Genomic DNA, 17,166 nt, shown 5'->3' with positions numbered 1-17,166 from the left:
GACACATTGAAAGGAAATACCAATCAAGCCGCGGTTGACGAAGCTCAGGCAGCAGTCAATAAATTACCAGCTGGTGCGGAAAAAGACCGTTTACAAGATTTAGTGAACGAAGCGAAGGATTTATTGAAGAAAAAAGAACAAGCAGAAAAAGACCAAGCTGATGCCAAGAAAAAAGTAGAAGACCTGTTCACGGATAACAAGTTCGACACATTGAAAGGAAATACCAATCAAGCCGCGGTTGACGAAGCTCAGGCAGCAGTCAATAAATTACCAGCTGGTCAAGAAAAAGAACGTCTTCAAGATCTAGTGGATAAAGCGGAAGCTTTATTAGCGGTAGAACTGACAACAAATGATTTTAATCTCAATACAGATAGTTTCATAACTGGTAAATTCAAAGGTGAAATTTCTAGTCTAGGCTATAGTGTAAATGGAGTGGAGTATAAAGGTGGAACAATGAATCCAGACGGTACTTTCCGGGTTTATGCATTAAATAATATAAAAGCATCCACAGATACAGTTATTGTATATGCTTACGACAGAAATGGAAACAAGATTAAACAAAGCCCGGTGAAGGTGAAGGCTCCTGCAATTGGAAAAGGAACGTTAACACCAGATGGTTATCAATTAAACAAAGAATCGTTTTTAACGGGTAAGTTCACAGGTGATATCAAGAGCTTAGGCTATAGTGTGAACGGAACTGAATATAGAGGTGGTACCTTAAATCCAGACGGTACATTCAGTATCTATGTGTTTGGTAAAGTCACAGGTGCGGCAGATAAAGTCGTTGTATTTGGTTATGATCAAGCTGGAAACAAAATCGCAGAAAGTACAATACAAATATTCACGACTGCAGCGTTAAATGTAAATCCGTTTGGTTTTAGACAGGACACTTTCCTTAAAGGAACGTATAGGAGTGATGTTAAGTATATTGTAGTAAAAATCAACGACAAAGAATATACAGGAGGAACACTATCAAATGGTGATTTTTCGTTCTATGCATGGGACAAAATCACTTCTAAGACAGATAATGTGACAATCACTGCCTACTCTATAAACAATAAAAAACTAGTAGAACAAAAAGTTACGATCAATTAAAGAATAAATAGGTAGAAATATAAAAAGTGCCTTTTTTCAACAAGTTTCAGCTCGTTGTAAAACCCCTTGTCCTATCATAGAAAGGATAAGGGGGTAGATAAAAAAGAGTAATTTATCTTAATACGATATCTATAGATAAGGCACTTGAAAAAGAGTGTTTTATCTAATACTCTCTTTTTTCTATCAAATGATAGAAATCCTTTTCTTTTTTCAAAGAGGGAGGATTGCAAAAGATGGATGCCAATTCATAAAAAGGATTTTTAAAGCTATCTTGAAGATCTTGAAAAATAAAGACTTAAGGTGAGTTAGATTGAGAATTAATTTATTAGGAAGTGAACTCGATTGTTTGTCTTTTGACCAAACAATTGAATCGATTAATGAAATAATACAAAGCCATACTCCGACACAACATGTTGTCCTAAATGCAAATAAAATTAATCAAATGCGAAAAGATAAAGAATTAAGTCGCATTATAAACGAATGTAATTTGATCAATGCAGATGGGATTTCTATTGTATTAGCGGCAAAAATACTAGGTTATTCAAATGTAGAACGTGTGACAGGTGTGGATATATTTGTAAAACTTTTAGAGGTTTGCAGTGAAAAGGGGTATCGAGTTTATTTTTTAGGTGCGACGGAAGAAGTTGTACGAAATGTAGTTAAAACGGCTAAACATAAACATGCTGATCTAATGGTGGCAGGATATCGTAATGGTTATTTTAAAGACGAAGAATCCAGTGAAATTGCAGAGGATATTAGGAAATCATCTGCGGATGTTCTATTTGTAGCATTTCCAAGTCCCCAAAAAGAATTTTGGATAAAACGGCATTTACAACAAATGGATGTCCCTTTTGTTATGGGAGTCGGTGGAAGCTTTGATGTGCTAAGTGGCAATGTAAAAAGAGCACCTAAATGGGTTCAGAAAATAGGTATGGAGTGGTTTGTTCGTTTTATACAAGAGCCAAGACGTATGTTTAAACGTTATTTTATAGGTAATTTCACATTTTTATGGCTTGTTTATAGAGAGCGTTTTTTTAAGAAAGATAAACGATAAGAATAAAATTGGGAATTTCCAGGTCCTATGTTTCTATGAAGTCATCTATAACTATCCATTGTAATGTTTTATTTTGAATCAGTTAGATAAGAAAGAGAGTTATTGATAGATATGCATGGCCTTTGGACATTTTTAAGTCACAAGTAGGAGGAAAAAAAAGAATGGAATCGGTTAGATTATTTGGTGGAGATGATAAGAATTTGCCTCTCTCACTAAAACAGATTAATGATAAAAAAGTGTACTTGATAGTTAAAAGGTCCATTGATGTGTTAGGAGCATTAGTAGGGATGATCATTTTTTTGCCAATTATCATTACAGTAGCACTGTTGGTAAAACTTGAAAATCCTAATGGTTCCATCTTTTTTAAGCAAGTAAGAATAGGGAAAGATGCAAAAGAGTTTTATATGTACAAGTTTCGCTCTATGGTAATAGACGCCGAAAAACGCTTGCCAAATTTAGTGCAGCATAACGAAATTGCCGGTCCAATGTTTAAAATGAAGGATGATCCACGTATTACGAAAGTCGGAAAATTCATTCGTAAAACAAGCATTGACGAATTGCCGCAATTTTGGAATGTATTAGTAGGAGACATGAGCTTAGTCGGGCCACGCCCTCCTCTTCCGAGGGAAGTTGAGGAGTATTCTATTCATGATAAGCAAAGACTGCTAGTAACACCAGGATGTACAGGTTTGTGGCAAGTAAGTGGTAGAAATGCTCTCAGTTTTCAGGAGATGGTCGAATTAGATCTACAGTATATTAAAAATAGAACAATAGTAACTGATATTTCGATAATCTTAAGAACTGTAAAAGTGATGATTTTGCCAAATGATGCCCATTAAGAATTTGGCAAAATACAGTAGAGATAAACTAGGAGGAACCATGAAACCATTTAATAAAAATTTATCGATAATATTTATAATAGCTCTAATGTTTATACTTAGTGCTTGCGCGATGGATAAAAACGATGAAAACAGTGACATTAATAAAACCATTAGAAGCAATAAAATAGATATGATAGTAAAGAATCTGGTTGTTTCAAACAGTCAATCAGGAAAAAAAGATACGATGATGTTAGAAGTTGAAATGGAGTTTAAAAACAATTCTAAATCAGACTATGGAGTTGGAGCCCATGATTATAAAGTAAAAGATAAAGATGGGGAAATTTACATAGCTTATGCAATGGAACCGGACAATTTTGGAGATGTTATTTCCCCTGGAAAATCAATGAAGGGAACAGGATATTATGAGATCCCAAAGAATACTAAAAATGTTTCATTTATATACCAACCTAAAAAAGAATCCCTAGCAGAATGGAATTTAACTGTACCTGATCGAAAGCGATAAGAGGATGTATCTGTTGTAATGAATCACAGGTTGCCAATTAATTTTTCTGTATAGTAACGATACTATACAAACTGTAGAAAATTCTCGGAAATAATAAAATTTGGGTGAGTTACTGATGGTGGAAAATAATGAGATAAGTTTAAGAGACATCGTGCAAATATGGAGAAAACACAAATTGTTTCTGATTATATTTTGTATTGCCGGTATTTCAATTGCTTCATTTTGGGTTTATGTAGTTGTTACTCCTAAGTATGAAATGAGCAATCAGATATTAGTTACTCAATCTGAAAGTGTAAAAGAGGGACTGCAAAACCCAGAAATAGAAGCGGCCATAAGATTAGTGAATACTTATAGTCTTCTTATCAAGAGCCAACGAGTTTTAAACGACGTTAATGAAGCCTTGGATTATGAGTATAGTTATAATGAACTTGCAAATAAAATATCTGTTGATAATGTGGAGAATTCACAAATTATAAATATTCGTGTGTTAGATGAGAATCCTCAAAAAGCGGCATTAATTGTAAACGAAGTGGCCAAATCATTTAAAGAAATAACATCAAAAGTTATGAAGGTTGATAATATAAATATTTTATCGGAAGCAGAAGTTCCACAGAACCGAATTCCGGTTACACCGAATAAATCATTGGCCATTTTCATTGGCGGAATTACTGCGCTTGTTGTTGGTTTGATTTCCACCTGTGCGTACGAGTTATTGAATAATAAAATAAAAGACGAAGAAGATATTCTTAATTTACTTGATATACCCGTATTCGGGGTAGTCGGGAATATCGATGAACCTAATTAATGAAAAATCTCACTTTGGAGAGAGCAGAATGAAACCAAGAACAGCTACAAAAAAAATAAATAAAAATAAATTAATAACTAAAATAAATCCTAAGTCACTAGTTTCTGAAGATTTTAGAGTAATAAGAACAAATATCGACTATTCGGGTATTGATTCACAATACAAGTCGATTATGGTTACTTCTCCAGAGCCGAATTGTGGGAAATCAGTTGTTTCTGCAAACCTAGCTGTTGTATTTGCACAACAAGGTAAGTCGACATTATTGATTGACGGTGATTTACGGAAATCTTCTGTTCAATATTTTTTCCCCGAAGTAAAGTCGGTTGGATTGACAGCTTTACTTACAGGGAGAATTCAACTTGAAGAGGCGGTTGAAGAAACCGAAGTGAAAAATTTATTTGTCCTCCCTGCAGGGTTCATATCAACAAATCCAGCTGAACTACTAAGCTCAAAAAAAATGAAAGAACTCTTTAAGAGACTCTTAACAATGTACGAACAAATAATCATAGATACACCGCCAATTTTAGCTGTTGCCGATGCGCAAATTATTTCCTCCTTAGTTGATGGTACTATATTAGTTTTTCGAAGTGGTTATACAAGTAAAACTAATGCCAAAAAATCTGTACATGTATTGCAACAAGTGAATGGAAAAATAATTTGTTCCATTTTAAATGATCATAAAAATAAAAAGGATGCTTATTACTATGGGAAGTAAGTAAAGTCGTCCGACTGTCGATATTCATAACTGATTATAAATGGGGCCAAGAACCATAATTCAATGTACTATCTTATTTATATTAAGGTTGAAAAAATGAAAGATAAAATTATTCATGTTCACCCAGAGAGAAATGTGGCACTCCGAAAAGCAAAAAAAACAGCATGGAGAATGCTAAAACATGATATGTTTTCATTTTTAGCTTCTGATGCTCATCACTCGAATTAGTTCCATACAAACAGGATATATAAATATCGAAAAAGATACTGAGCTGGCCTACAAATTAAAAGAGGTGCAGCGAGATTGCATATATCATGAGTTAACGGTGAGAGAAAGTTAGGTGTCTAATGAATCGATATCAAAAGCTGGGCTGGAATACATTAATAATAAGTATAGGGAATTTTGGGACAAAATTCATGGCTTTTCTGATGGTACCATTTTACACCTTTTTCTTATCTCCATCAGAATATGGTAAAGCTGACCTATATGTTATTGCGATATCGGTATTAGTACCTGTATGTACATTATCAATTGGAGATGCGTTATTCCGTTTTTCTGTGAATAATAATGAAAATCAAAAAAAGATTTTCAGTACTGCAATGCTAATTCCCACTCTCATGGCTGGAGTAATTATTTGCTCAGCTCCAATTGTGGAACTCATGTTTAATCAAACTATTTATTATTGGATGTTCATCCTACTATTATTGCTACAGTCAATCAATACGATTTTTCAACAGTATATAAGGGCTATTGGGAAATTAATACTATATTCATCAATTGGGATCGTCAGTTCAATTGTATTGTTCGGGAGCAGTGTGATATTTTTAAAAAATTTCAGTATGGGGATAAAAGGATATCTATTAGCGCAAATAATAACCGTATTCATTAGTATGTGTATTTATTTTTTTGTTGGTAAATTATGGGCGTTTTTTAATTATAGATTGATTGATCTAAAAACACTTAAATTCATGAGTAATTACTCCATTCCGCTAATACCTAATGCAGTGATGTGGTGGGTCATGTTAATGAGTGACCGGTATATCATTAGTTTTTTTATGGGAACAGCAGCTACTGGAATATATTTAGTTGCTTCCAAGATACCTAGTGTCCTCTCATTGATTCACGGCACCTTCATGCAAGCATGGCATCTTTCTGCGATTGAAAATGCCGGAAGTGATGGAAGGATATTTTATGCACAGATTTTTTATGTGTATTTTGTATTGTTAGGTACAATTTCAAGTGTACTAATCATCATAATAGAGCCATTGACGAATTTAATTTTTTCAGAGGCTTATCAAAGCGTTTGGCAATATACTCCTTTGCTTTTGCTTTCGATACTATTTCTAAGTCTATCAAGTTTTTTAGAGGCTTATTATATTGTGGAAAAGAAGACTGTCCGTTTAATGAGAACTACGATAATAGGTGCCTTTGTAAATATCATTTTGACTGTATTGATGGTGCCATTTATAGGTATAACCGGTGCTTGTATGGCTACTTTTATAAGTTTCTTCATTACTTGGTTTATTCGATCTATAGAAACAAGACTCTTTGATTTTTTACGTTATAAAGCAATTTTTGTTAGTAGTGTTTTAATTCTAATTTTTCAATCCGTTTTATTAACATATACGTCAGGGGATTTTATGTTATTGCAAGGTATATGTGCGGCAATTTTTATTAGTATAAATATCTTTCCAATTAAAAAATTTTTAATCGGTTATAGAAAAACGATCAAAAAAAAAATGATGAAAAATTAAGAATGTTATCCAGTCCAATTTCAATTGAAAAAAGGTGTAGTTTATGGCGAACATAGTAATGATCGGACCAGATTCTGATGCAAAAGGCGGCATTGCAACAGTTATAAAAAATTTTTCCATTCATTTTGCAAGTGAGGAGCATCAAATTAGCTACCTCAGTTCATGGGAGGGGGGAGGGGTGTGGAATGTATGTAAAGTGTTCATTAGGACACTTAAACGACTTTCAAAGCTGATTGATAAAGAAAGCGTTGATATTGTTCACATTCACGTTGCCCAAAAAGGAAGTTTTTTCCGCAAGGCGCTGCTGGCACGATATGCACGAAAAAAAGGTGTAAAGGTTATTTTACATATTCATGGTTCACAATTTGACGTCTTTTATAAAAATGCTCCCTCTCTTTTTAAAAAAATAATAAGAAGTTCACTTCATGATGCAGATTCAATAGTTGTTCTAAGTGAGGAATGGGAGATGGTTTTTAAAGAATTAACCATTACTCCCATTACTGTAATTGAGAATGCAGTAATGATCCCGGCAGTAAACCGTTATAATGTGCATGCTAAAAATATTGTGACCTTTGGTAGGATTGGTAATAGGAAAGGAAGTTACGATATTTTAGATGTCGCAGAAATGGTATTTAAAAGAAACCCAGAAATTAACTTTATCTTATATGGAGATGGGGATATAAAAGAAGTTAGCCAATTAATTAAAAAACGAAATTTGAGTAATGTTATCATTGGCGGATGGATCGGGCCGGAAGAGAAGGTAAAAATCTATTCAGAAACGGGGCTTCATTTATTACCCTCTTATCATGAAGGGCTGCCTATGGCGATACTTGAAACGATGGCAAACGGAGTTCCTAACATTAGTACGAATGTAGGTGGCATTCCTCAAGTCATTCATAATGAAAAAAATGGTTTTTTAGTTAAACCAGGCGATACAAAACAAATGACCCTATACATTTTGGAATTTTTCAGTAATGAAACGTCTCGTAATGATTTAAGTAAAGAAGCCTATTCAATGATAAAAACGAAATTCTCGATGAGTATTTATCTAAAAAAATGGGAATGTCTATATGGTGAATTAGCCTGTATGAATAGAGGGGAACTTCGTTAGATGAATTTGTTTATTTACTTATTTTTCATGGTTGCCTTTGTTAATTTTCTTAAAGTGAAAATATCGATTTTTGATTATTTAGATGAATTTTTACTCTTTTTCTTATTGTGCTGGGCGTTATTAAGTACTCTAATGGATGAGAGTCATGGCAAAAAGACTATTAAAAACGTCGATTTAGGTTTAATTACTTTAACACTTATTCTAGCTGTTTGGTCCCTCATCCCCAATATGTTTGCTGTACTTCGCTCAACCGTTTTTCTGCAGTTGTATACGTTAATGGTTTTATTGAAGTTTGTAATTATATATCTTTCTTCCCGAACAGTTTTTATGAAAAGAAATTATGCTAAAGACTTCAGGATTATTAAGGGGATCTGTTACAGTTATTCGTTAATATGCTTGCTGGTTTATGTATTAAATATGGTCCACCCATTTATGCTTTCATTTGATAAAAGGCTGGGAATACCTAGTTTAAGTTATGGTTTTCCCCATCCAGCGCAGTTTGCTACTACGATAATCGTTTTTACAGTAGTAGTATCTTATTTTGACTATTTGTATAAGAAACGGTTGCCAATTACTTATTTATTAGTTAATTTTCTTCTTATAGTAACTGCAGGAAGAACAACTTCCATTGGTTTTTATTTATTTGCACTTATCGTTCTTATTTTATTAGTATATTACAAGAGAATACCATTTTATATGTATATTTTTACAGGGATTCCTTTTTATATCATTGCTAAAGATCGTACCATGAATCAGTTTTTTATAGATAATGATGAGGCTAGGGGGGTACTGTTACGCACTTCCATTAAAATCGCTACTGATTACTTTCCATTTGGGTCTGGTCTGGGGTTATTTGGTTCCCATGCATCGAGATTAAATTATTCGCCTTTATATCAGAAGTATAATATATCCGAAGTATGGGGACTTTCTAAAACAAATCCAGCGTTCATTACGGATTCGTATTGGGCAATGACTATTGCCGAACTTGGATTCATGGGCGTCATCTTGTTATTAGCTTTAATTGTAATGCTATTTCTGAATATTATTAATTATAGCAAAGGGACGAGAGTTGACAAGTTTTTTATATTATTACCTATGTTTTATGCATTGTTAACAAGTCCAATAGATTCCGTATTTGTTTCTAACGGCATTGTTTTGTTATTGTTTGCCGTTATTTTTATGCTGAATCTAAATCTGCATTATTATAAAAAAAACGAATTCAAAGGAGAGCAGAATGAAAAAATATATAAAAAGGCTAATTATTAAGTGTTATATGTTTTCTGTACTATTTCATGAAAAAGTATTTCAAACGGCAAAATGTAATCTTAGATACCTTTTGGTAAAAAAGAAAAAAAGCAAAAAATTATTGGTTGTTTTTTCAGGTTATCCTGGCGAAGGTCAACAAGCTAGATACAATTATATTTTAAAGTTTTCTCGGTTGCGATGTCATCGGCTTTATATTTTGGACAATTTCGGCCCCAATAAAAAAGGTGCCTGGTATCTAGGAGAAAACATGGATTTCTATATTGAAGATGCAGTAGTGCAATTAATTGATAATACTTTAAAAGAACTTGGTCTAACGAGGCAAGACGTTATAACATGTGGTAGTAGTAAGGGTGGATATGCAGCATTATATTTTGAAAGTAAATATAATTATTATGCTTCGATTTCTGGGGCACCTCAGCCGCTACTTGGTGATTACTTGGATAGAGAGGCATTTAAAAATATTTTTGAATTCATCGCCGGAAAAGAAGGAGAATCAAGGCATGAAGATCTAAACAATCTCATTTATCAGGCAATAAAACAGAAAAAAGGTAAAAATAGAATTTTTGTACATGTTAGTAAAAATGAACATACGTACGAAGATTATATAGTGCCTCTACAACATTTTTTAGAGCAAAATAATATCGAAGTACGCATGGATTATGGAGAGTATAACAAACATGATCAAGTTGGATTTCATTTTCCCCCATTTGCCTTGAGGATAATGGAAGAAATTTTATATGAAGAGTTTGACGGAGTAAAGTGAAAATTCAACTAAGCATTATGATTTAGAAATTTGATTCAGTCAAATGAAATAGGTAATTTTTTTATTAAATAGTACTCATGCTTTGTACCAGTTATATGTTAGTGGATCTGAAGGTGTGATAATCAATTATTTACAATTTGGATTGTTATTATAAGGTAATATTTAGGAACGTCGGTTTTTGAAGCTATTCTCTAAAAGAAAGCTTTGATACCAAGTTGCATTTTGTAGTGGTTTACTTGGTAAGTGAGACAGTGACAGTATGTAAGCAAAATAATAGTCCAATGGTTTATCTTATTATTGAGTTTTTTCTAACTTGCGAAAGAGAGACGGATTTGAGGAATAGATAAATTAAAATACATATTACACTATAGAGTTTCTAAATGATGACTTCCGCTAGACATTGCTTAGTTACATCATAAAAAAACAAAATTAGATTAGTAGTGCATTTTTTTATGAAGGTTTGTCATTCTAACTGCAAAATAAACAGGCATATCTGCCCGCTATCCGAGAGCAGGCAAATTCTTTCCACTTGTCGTAGATGTTTTAAAAACACCTGATGGGAATATTTAAATTAAGCATAATACAACTAAAAGTAAGAGCATGTTTTGATCAATTTTTTTAAACCATGCTCTTTTCGTTCGTTTATCAAGGGTTGCCGCATGAAAAATGTCAGTAAAAAAGAACGTGATGTTCAAGATAATTGCTAGCTTTAAGAAAGATTTCACCGAGTTTCCTGCCTCAATTCATTAACCATTCTTTTTTTGATCGTTCCTTGGTTTAACTAAGTAATCGTAATGAATATGGAATAGGGCTTATGTATATTGATATAAAATACATTTACTTTACCTAAAGCTCGTCTACTCAGAATCCCAAAATTGAAAAGGATAGTTTCAATTATGAGATGTTTAAGAAAGGTATTCTACGCTGAAATGAATTGTAGTAATAAATCGATGTCATTTTTGAACATTGTCTTTTAACCGGATTAGTCACGTAGTGGTAGGAAGGCTGCTCTGGAAAGGTCCTCTACGGACTTTTTTCATTTTAAGCTCCTTTCGTAAAGATCGTTGTTTTTAATACGAAACTATAAAAGGTTGGTTCGAGTAGCGGGACATGTGAGAATCCACTGGCGTTCAAGCCGGGGAGGCTCATTGCTCGTCCCGCGGAAAGCGAGCATTGGAGGGGAAATCAACCACACCGCATTACTTGGTGAATAGCAGCCAAATATGTGAAAACAGACTTTGTATATGGTGAAACAGAACAGGCAGTACAGTTCTTTATCCGACAGGTAAACAGTGAATCTAGGCTTGAAAATGAGTCATAGCGTTTCATTAATGGAACGCAAGAATTGGCCAAGTATTATAAAATAAAGAGGGAAAACTAAAGAATATGGGGGTATGTTGGTCTTCCTACAGTGTGCCAATATACTTCTAAATTTATACTTTGATAGGATTCGACGTTTCCAGGATCAAGGATGTAGGTGATGACGGTTTACTGGAATAACCAATATGAAGTGGTTTTCAGTCACAACGGACATGAAAGGTCCGGGTGAGATGAATGTCCTTTTCATTTGTTCCCGACTCCTGTCAATAACGAAAGAACCTGAAATGGTGTATGTCAAGGATGTTGGTCAAGTCATCGCAGAAAATATGAAGAAAGGTACAATGTCATTTTAGAAAGTACAATATACCCGGGAAGACTGAAGAATATTTCAGTGCTCCTAATAAAAAATAGGTATGTAATTACGGAATCCATTTTGTACCTTATTCCTAGGAAAGGATAGGTCTAAGGAAATGAATGCTCTATAAAAAAATGATTAATGCCGTTAGCCGTTACAGATGCTCAAATACTGGTGAATATGAATTTCATCTTAATTGTTGAGGTGAAGGGGGAGCACAATGATTGATATTCATAGTCACATATTACCAGGTATGGATGATGGTGCTAGAAATATCCAGGAAAGTATAGAAATGGCGAGAAAAGCAGTAGAACAAGGAGTCACCAACATCATTGCAACTCCTCATTACCATAAGGGGAAATATGATAATGATAAAGAAAAAGTCGATGGGGAAACCAGGAAATTAAATCAAGTGCTAGATGAGTTGGAAATCCCGCTAAAAGTATGGCCAGGACAGGAAATAAGGATAACCGATGAACTTTTGGAAGATTATCATCGTAATCAAATCCTAGCTTTGAATGATTCGCAATATATCCTTCTCGAGCTTCCTTCACACCATGTTCCAAGATATACTGAGCGATTAATGTACGATCTGCAAATAAAAAGGATCACACCAATCATTGCTCATCCAGAGCGGAATCTAGAAATAATGAGAAATCCCTACCTTTTAGAAAGACTGATCTGGCATGGGGCGTATTCACAAATAACAGCTGGGAGCATCACAGGCAAATTCGGGTGGAGAGTAAAAAGATTTTCCAAATATCTAATTGACTCAGGCCTTACTCATTTTATTGCATCAGATGCTCATAATGTAGGGAAAAGAGGTTTTCATCTTAAGGAAGCATATAAAATGGTTCAAAAGAATTTTGGAAAAGAAGTAGTGAATGTCTTTAATGAAAATGCCGAGAGTGTTTTGTACGGGATGAAAGTTAAGGAACTCTTGCTTGATTAAATATATTCAAATTGAGAAAAGTAGGTTTTGATATATTATAACCAACTTATTACATTGGTCTTAGTGGATGCCATGTTTATTATTCATATGGGGATAGCGGCGATTGTTAAGGAACTTGCAGCATCATCCAAAATAACCAATGAGAGTTCGAGCTAAGGCATATATCCAGTTTAGAAAATCCCAGAACAATAAGTAAAGAAACTTCCTTCCAAACAAAAGGGGGCCTGCCCGAATATGAGAATGACATATAAAAAGATTTATAAAGATATTGATAAATTGGCGTATCTATCAAGCAAACGAAATGGTTTGTATGGAAGAGAGATAGAAAGTACAAGAAAAAGGTTAGTGGAAAATATAAAAGCGATAGAACTTCATTCCATTGTCCCAAATAATGAAGATTCAGCATGAATATATAGGATAAAAATCTTACCCTTCCGAAAATGGAATTGAGCCCCATTTCATTTTTGGAAGGCTGTTTTATTCTGCAATAGAAAAGAGGAAGCTTATGAAGATTGGTGATAAGGTGATCTATAAATCAAGACAATATAAAATTATTTACATCTATAGAAATGATTTAATAGCCGAGCTTTTCTCACTTGATGGTGAGCATGGAAAGTTCGAATTAGCGCCTATATCTCATTTACAAAAGATCGGGGAGTCTGTAGAGATTCTCCTTAAGAGATTGGTCCATTATGAATACTGATTGCGTGGTGTTTTCCAGCAAGAAAGATATTGAGGTCACACGCCACTATGACCAGACTGCATTGGAGCGAACCCTCCGCAGTCTTTTTCTTTCTGGAGATTCCAGCTAATCATTTCTGCAAACCACCTAAGATTTAGGTGTTTATATTTTGTTAAGACCGCAACTGTGAAAAAAAGTGAACCTCAAAATAGTGATTCTAAAGTAATAGGCTAATTTCTAAAATGGAATACACTGTTTTATTTTTGGGACATTAATACTTGTTTGTGGTGTATGTATTTTTTTGGAAGGTAAGGTGACTTTCTTCTTGATTACCTGTGCCTTTACTTTGCTTATACGTAGCAGTTTTCAGGCCATGATTGATGTAACCAGGAGAATGTAGTCTATGAAATGAGATCGAATTGATAGGGTATTTTAAACTAAAGTAGTTTTTTTTTTCAATTTTTATGGATAAGTAATGACCGACTGGGTTTCAAAATTCGAATTTCGTGTGTTGCATATGAAACGACATCGTGTAGAAAATGTGATAGATTTGGGTTGTAAGTAGTGTATATGGCAATATTTTTTTATAATGAATATGGTTAGTGGTACTTATGTACCTGTGTCTATAGCCTGTTTAGTAGATTTGAAAACTAGTAAAGTTAAAGGTGATAGTATGAATCGATTTAATGATCGTTATTCAGAACTTATGTATCATTTATTTTATGAAGATACCTGGTGCAGTTTAAACGAGCTCTCAAAAAAAACAGGTTATTCAAAAAGTACATTATGGAGGGATTTATTACATACTGGTACAACACTTCCGCCAGAATGGAAAATTGAAAAAAATGAAGTTCAAGGCGTAAGACTAATTAAACCGAAAAACGGTACAATAGAAGAGCTTTGGTTTCACCTTAAAAGTGAAAATACCTATTTTCAAACCTTGGAATTAATTCTTCTTAATAATGGAGTAACCATAAATTATATTACACAACATGTTCATATCAGCCGTTCCACAGTGTATAGGCAACTAGAGAAAATAGAAGAAGTAGTGAAAAGTGCCGGAGTTCAATTAACTTATAGTCCGTATAAAATTGTTGGAGATGAAAAAAAGGTCAGACGCTTCATTATGCAGTATGTTGAGTATATGTCGGGGAATTTAAATGATTTTATTACATCCTTCGATCTAAAGGAGTTTCAAGAACAAGTATTGAAGCTATTGAAGGAGCATAAGACCTCCTTACATATGGGGGCAATCCAAAGATTGGCGATAATCCTTCATATCTCTAACATTCGCATAGCCCATAATTGCTTTGTAACCATCCCGCAATCAGTTATCGATGAAAACGAAAAATCAAAAGCTTTTGAAATATCAAAGAAATTATTCAACTTCATGGAAAAAATTTCGAATAGGGAGACACAAATTCAAGAAATATTCTTTTTTTCTTTATATTTCATGAGTGAAGAAATGTCTTTAAATCGTACACAGGAACTCCGGTACATACGTTCCAAGCTTAATTCGGACAGTGGCAGGCCTTTAAGTCATTTTCTTGATAATTTATCAAAAGAAATTGGCTTGGATGTTTCCCAGGACGACATCTTCATGTACCAATTTGCGCAAACACTTCGCGGAATCACTTTTGATTTGATACTAAAGACAGATACGAGAATAAATAATATTTTGCAATTCGTTCCTTATTTCGAAAAAAACCCTCTATTTGGGATGATTGGAAAAATAGCAGAAGATATTTCGAGAAAGTTCTCTATATATTTTGAAGATATCGAGATTTTGGAAATATTCATGTTGGTCCAAGCTTCTATATTAAGGAAAAAAAATCAGATGGTCATAGAAGCGGCTTTAGTTTGTCGTTCATATGTCGAGAAAGATTATATTCGTGAAGTCTTAAAACATCATTTTGGAAACCGGCTGAATATCTATGTAATGGACTTTTCTGATATAGATTCACTCTTTAGAAAAAATGGATTCGATATATTAATAACTACTGACTTAGGGCAATTGATTAATATAGAGCACATTCCAATATACAAAGTGTCTTCATTTCCAACACCTTCCGAATTAAAAGAAATCAAGATATTTACCAGAAAGAATTTTATTGATAGGTATGGTTTAAACCCCAATATCTTATACCCTTTTGAAGATGACATTATTTGACCTAGTGAAATTTTTTCATGTTTGAATCGGTCCGTTCCCAAACGTGATTCAAAAAAATCAAGCATGATGCCTTACCTCTTTAACGCAATGAGCAATGATCTTCTACTTTCTGCCTCTAAATATGAAAAGTTTATAAATTACAGTATGCTACGAATAGACTACCTCTTCAGTTCATTCAGATCATTACTTTGTTCACTCAAGATGGTTAATGAGTCATCTTGCTTTGCTGACAGAAGTTTTAAGGGGATACAATCCACCATAAATTAATGGCCATGAGAGGATGCCTGTAGATACTTCCTAACACAAAACACAAAACACAAATTCAAAATCATAAACGAAAATTGCTGACTTTCTGGTACTCTTCTCAGGATACTCAGCAAACTTTGGTAGCTGAAAAAATGAATGATTGAGCTAGAGGTGTGCCCCTACAGGAACACTGCCATCCTTCAGTTTAGTTTTGGTTGAAAACATCTTGCCACAGTGAATACCTAACTAAAGAAAATGATCCCAATATTATACTGGGATCATTTTTTCATGTAGTTAATGAGCTGTTACATATTCATTTTTCCCTGCACGCATTCCAACGATGAAAATTAGGGCAGATATGACCACTAGCATTAATAATGGAATGGTCCAGCTATGTGTCATGTCATGCAGCCAGCCGAATAACACTGGTCCAACGGCAGCTAGGAGGTACCCGAATGATTGGGCCATACCTGACAATTCCGTCGCTTCATGGGTACTTCGTGTGCGCAGACTAAAAAACATCATCGATAAGCTGAAGATTGTTCCGACTCCAATCCCAATCAGCATCATGCATACCGGGATCAATAGCTCGCTTCCATATAGGATGCCGAAAATCCCCGCAACAAGGAAGACGGCAGGCGGAACAACCAATTTGCGCTGGCTCTGTAGACGCCCGGCTAAAATCGGCACAATGAAGGTGATGGGAATGACGGCAAGCTGCATGATGGATAGCATCCAGCCGGCTTCATCGGCGTTAAGCCCTTTTTGCTCGAGGATTTCAGGCATCCAGGTTATGACTGTATAGAAGATGAAGGATTGTAAGCCCATGAAAAACGTAATTTGCCATGCTAACCCTGAACGCCACAGATTCGTATTTTTTTGTTTTTTAACGGTTTGTACGTTTCTTTCCCTTCTGAATGGCCGTCTTAATTGCGGCATCCAGAAGAAAATGGTTATGAGCGATAGGATGCCCCAGCATCCGAGGGCACCAGCCCAACCCATGCTCGATGAAGATGCAATGGGGGTACTGATGCCGGATGCCATGGCCCCGCATAAATTCATGGAAACTGCATAAACTCCGGTCATCAAACCGATATTTCTTGCAAAGTTATGCTTGATCAGGCTCGGTAACAAAACATTGCCGATTGCGATGGCAAGCCCGATTAAAATCGTTCCAATGAACAATGTCGGGACACCGCCAAGTGAGCGTATTGCAATTCCGACCGTTAATAATATCAAAGATGCAAATAAGGTGAGCTCCATCCCGAAACGCCGGGCTATCCTAGGTGCAAATGGCGATAATAAAGCGAAAGAGAGCAAAGGCAATGTCGTTAAGAAACCAGAAAGTGCATTGGTGATGCCCAATGCATCGCGAATCGATGTTACAAGGGGACCGACTGATGTAAGGGGAGCCCTTAGATTGGCTCCGAGTAGGATAATTCCGATGATGAGCAGTCCAAGTCTGGTATTACTATTCTGTTTGTTTTGTTCTAGCTGATTTACCGCTTGTTGCATGGCCATAATATTCCTCCGT

At 34.7% G+C, this 17,166-nt stretch carries 15 protein-coding genes; 14 read left to right on the top strand and 1 reads right to left on the bottom strand.

Annotated features, from left to right (window positions below; translation table 11 throughout):
* From CVN76_RS11255 to CVN76_RS11195, 14 genes are all read left to right on the top strand, one after another.
* Positions 1-1,095, top strand: a 1,095-nt coding sequence (locus tag CVN76_RS11255) for an immunoglobulin-like domain-containing protein (protein WP_232732180.1), incomplete at its 5' end; no start/stop codon positions are given.
* A gap of 310 nt (positions 1,096-1,405) precedes the next feature.
* Positions 1,406-2,149: a WecB/TagA/CpsF family glycosyltransferase gene (locus tag CVN76_RS11250; RefSeq protein ID WP_100531311.1), complete on the top strand. Its 744-nt coding sequence runs from the start codon at positions 1,406-1,408 to the stop codon at positions 2,147-2,149.
* Between the two features lie 161 nt (positions 2,150-2,310).
* Positions 2,311-2,988, top strand: coding sequence for a sugar transferase (locus tag CVN76_RS11245; RefSeq protein ID WP_100531310.1), 678 nt, complete (start codon positions 2,311-2,313; stop codon positions 2,986-2,988).
* 40 nt (positions 2,989-3,028) lie between these two features.
* Positions 3,029-3,493 (top strand): DUF4352 domain-containing protein, encoded by a 465-nt coding sequence (locus tag CVN76_RS11240; RefSeq protein ID WP_157805647.1) that lies wholly within the window; start codon positions 3,029-3,031, stop codon positions 3,491-3,493.
* Positions 3,494-3,608: 115 nt separating this feature from the next.
* Positions 3,609-4,298 (top strand): YveK family protein, encoded by a 690-nt coding sequence (locus CVN76_RS11235; protein ID WP_100531308.1) that lies wholly within the window; start codon positions 3,609-3,611, stop codon positions 4,296-4,298.
* 28 nt (positions 4,299-4,326) lie between these two features.
* Positions 4,327-5,013, top strand: coding sequence for a CpsD/CapB family tyrosine-protein kinase (locus CVN76_RS11230; protein ID WP_100531307.1), 687 nt, complete (start codon positions 4,327-4,329; stop codon positions 5,011-5,013).
* A 347-nt stretch (positions 5,014-5,360) separates the two neighbouring features.
* Positions 5,361-6,767 carry an oligosaccharide flippase family protein gene (locus tag CVN76_RS11225; protein WP_100531306.1) on the top strand — a complete coding sequence of 469 codons (1,407 nt, stop codon included), beginning with the start codon at positions 5,361-5,363 and terminating at the stop codon, positions 6,765-6,767.
* Between the two features lie 58 nt (positions 6,768-6,825).
* Positions 6,826-7,878 (top strand): glycosyltransferase family 4 protein, encoded by a 1,053-nt coding sequence (locus CVN76_RS11220; RefSeq protein WP_198512541.1) that lies wholly within the window; start codon positions 6,826-6,828, stop codon positions 7,876-7,878.
* On the top strand, positions 7,879-9,144 hold the full coding sequence (locus CVN76_RS11215) for a hypothetical protein (RefSeq protein ID WP_100531304.1): 1,266 nt from the start codon (positions 7,879-7,881) through the stop codon (positions 9,142-9,144).
* Complete coding sequence (locus tag CVN76_RS11210; protein WP_100531303.1) at positions 9,113-9,907, top strand: accessory Sec system protein Asp2; 795 nt, start codon at positions 9,113-9,115, stop codon at positions 9,905-9,907. Before CVN76_RS11215 ends, CVN76_RS11210 begins: the two co-directional genes overlap by 32 nt.
* A gap of 1,895 nt (positions 9,908-11,802) precedes the next feature.
* Positions 11,803-12,534 carry a tyrosine-protein phosphatase gene (locus CVN76_RS11205; protein ID WP_100531302.1) on the top strand — a complete coding sequence of 244 codons (732 nt, stop codon included), beginning with the start codon at positions 11,803-11,805 and terminating at the stop codon, positions 12,532-12,534.
* Positions 12,535-12,768: 234 nt separating this feature from the next.
* Positions 12,769-12,942: a hypothetical protein gene (locus tag CVN76_RS30980; protein WP_157805646.1), complete on the top strand. Its 174-nt coding sequence runs from the start codon at positions 12,769-12,771 to the stop codon at positions 12,940-12,942.
* 97 nt (positions 12,943-13,039) lie between these two features.
* Positions 13,040-13,237: a hypothetical protein gene (locus CVN76_RS11200; RefSeq protein ID WP_100531301.1), complete on the top strand. Its 198-nt coding sequence runs from the start codon at positions 13,040-13,042 to the stop codon at positions 13,235-13,237.
* 652 nt (positions 13,238-13,889) lie between these two features.
* Positions 13,890-15,386, top strand: a complete 1,497-nt coding sequence (locus CVN76_RS11195; RefSeq protein WP_157805645.1) for a BglG family transcription antiterminator — start codon at positions 13,890-13,892, stop codon at positions 15,384-15,386.
* Positions 15,387-15,926: 540 nt separating this feature from the next.
* Here the strand turns inward: CVN76_RS11195 and CVN76_RS11190 are convergent.
* Positions 15,927-17,153, bottom strand: coding sequence for a CynX/NimT family MFS transporter (locus tag CVN76_RS11190; protein ID WP_100531299.1), 1,227 nt, complete (start codon positions 17,151-17,153; stop codon positions 15,927-15,929).
* Positions 17,154-17,166 lie beyond the last annotated feature (13 nt).

This window comes from Bacillus sp. mrc49 (assembly GCF_002803435.1).
Note: the sequence above shows the minus strand (reverse complement) of the source record. Positions and strands in the feature narration are given on the sequence as shown.